The sequence below is a fragment of the Sphingomonas sp. genome, from assembly GCF_048594985.1.
GTDB lineage: Bacteria > Pseudomonadota > Alphaproteobacteria > Sphingomonadales > Sphingomonadaceae > Sphingomonas_I.
On the sequence record NZ_JBMDXG010000066.1, the window covers coordinates 1 to 1,864 of the forward strand.

Here is a 1,864-nt window from a genome sequence, read left to right on the forward strand (position 1 = left end):
CCGGCATAGAAATGCCAGCGCCATAAGAGCGGGTAGAGCGAGCCGGGCGCGGCGCGCCGGCGCTGCGGGCGGGCGGCAGCCCCCCCGCTCACCAATGATACCGCAGGCCGCCGAACACCGCCCGCCCTATGCCTGGATTGAAGATTTCCGCCCCCGGGCTCGCCACCCCGGCGATCGCCACGGTCGAGATGTAATGCTTGCCCGTGAGGTTGCGGCCTTCGACATAAGCCGACCATGGGCCATGATCGTAGCCGAGCTTGAGGTTCAGCAGCGCATAGGGATCGACGGTCAGGCTGTTCGCATTGTCGGCGAAATAATGGCCGGGCGCCCATTCGACGTTCGGGCCGCCATAAAGCCCGCTCGGATGCCGGTAGAGCGTCTCGACGCGCTGATAATGCCGCGGAATGCCGGGCAGCTCATTGTCGCCATAGCGGCTGTCGTCATCGAAGAAGAAGTCGCTGTAGGTATAGGCCGCGACGATCGCGAGGCTATCCCCGGCGGCGATCGCGGACAGCGGCAGATCGGCGTTAAGGCCGGCTTCAATCCCCTGATGCACGGTGCGGTCGGCGTTGATGACGCTGCACGCACTGAACGGTCCTGTAGTCAGGCATTGCAGCTCATGCCGAAGCTCCGACCGGTAGAGCGAAAGGTCCCATCCGACCCAGCCTCGACGCCCACGCGTGCCGACCTCGTAGGTGGTGGCACGTTGCGCGCGGAGGTTGGCGCTGGCGGGCGTTGCGAAGGAGTTGGCGTCGTAGGTCGGCACTTCGGCGCTGCGCGAGACGTTGCCGAAGATCTGCCAATTCGCATCGACATCCCACAGGATGCCGGCGCGGGGGCTCCACAGATCGTAGTTCTTAGCGCCCGACTGGTCACCGTTGGTCAGGAACCTGTCGCGCCGGTCCCTGCGCGCGTGCAGATATTGGAGGCCCGCCACCAGCGCCAGGTTGGGGGCCACGAACAGCGAATCCTCGCCATAGAGCGACAGGTTGCGGGACGTGTCGACCATCGACGCGGCGAGCGGCCCCTTCACCGCGCCGTCCAGATTGACGAATTGCTCGGTGTCGATCTTGCCATTCTGGAGCGTGGCGCCGAGGATCAGGCGGTTGCGGACGGTCCCGAAGGATCGGTCGTCGACCGCGCGTGCGAACGCGCCATAATCATTCACGGTGAAATCGAGCCACTGGTAGATCGGGTGCCGGACATGGCGCGCATTGTAGAAGGCGCCCGCCTCGACCGTGGTGTCGCCCAGGCGCGCGATCGTCTTGTTGGCGACCCGGATGGAGCGGACGTTGCGTTGCTGGTCCTGCCGCACCCATTCGGGATTGGCCGCACGCGGATCGTCGAGCGCCTGATCCTTGCTGACCTCGCCCGGGATCCGCTGCTTGGTGCTGGTCGCGTAGACGTAGAAGCGGGTCTCGACGTCGGGTGAGATGCGGTAGCCGAGGTTGAGGTTACTGCGGAACTGGTGCCCGTTGCTGTGATCGCGGTAGCCGTCGTTGGTCTGGGCGGAGACGGTCGCGAAATAATCGAGATCGCCAGAGACACCGCCGGTGCTGGCCTGCCCCTTCACATAACCGAAACTGCCGACGTCGAGGCGGGCATCGAGCGGCGACGCGTCGCGGCCCACCGGCGTGACGAGGTTGATCGCGCCGCCCAGCGCGTTCGATCCGTAGCGGAGCGCGTTCGCTCCCTTGAACACCTCCACATAGCGGTAGGCGCTGGGATCGACCTCGAAGAAGTCGAGCAGCCCGTCCGACGTGTTCATCGGAACGCCGTCGACGGTGAGTGTCATCCCGCGCACGCCATAGGCGCGCGACAACCCCGATCCCCGGATCGACAGGCGCACATCGTCGCCCATGCG

The 1,864-nt window shown here is 65.7% G+C and carries 1 protein-coding gene; it reads right to left on the reverse strand.

From position 1 onward, the window contains the following. Positions 1-88 precede the first annotated feature (88 nt). The coding region (locus ACOJSF_RS02415) for a TonB-dependent receptor family protein (RefSeq protein WP_420140643.1) at positions 89-1,864 on the reverse strand (1,776 nt) is incomplete at its 5' end.